This window comes from Tritonibacter sp. SIMBA_163 (genome assembly GCF_046535935.1).
GTDB classification, from domain to species: Bacteria; Pseudomonadota; Alphaproteobacteria; order Rhodobacterales; family Rhodobacteraceae; genus Epibacterium; species Epibacterium scottomollicae.
This window is the reverse complement of the sequence record NZ_JAWJBP010000784.1, coordinates 1-257: the sequence shown is the minus strand read 5'-3', so window position 1 is coordinate 257 and position 257 is coordinate 1. Positions and strand designations below refer to the sequence as shown.

The 257-nt window shown below is 38.5% G+C and carries 1 pseudogene; it reads right to left on the bottom strand.

The window, feature by feature from the left end:
- Positions 1-39 precede the first annotated feature (39 nt).
- Positions 40-257 (bottom strand): annotated as a pseudogene (locus R0J92_RS24465) (hypothetical protein); the annotation flags it as partial.

The following is a 257-nucleotide window of genomic DNA, read 5'->3' as shown; positions in this document are numbered from 1 at the left end:
GCTATAGGTTCATTCACATACCAAAGAATGTGAAAATATTTAACTAGGGAACGTCACACTTTCAATTTTGTTCACATCTATTAAAGTAGGTCCCGTACCTCCTAATCCTGGGTCATTAAAAAATACAATGCCCGCCAATTGATTAAAAGTGACAAAATTTCCTGGGCCATAAAAGAAACCTGAATCACCAACGATGCTAAGATCAGTACCTGGTGGAAGTCCCGCAAAAAGTCCACTAAATTTCGCTGTACTTGTAC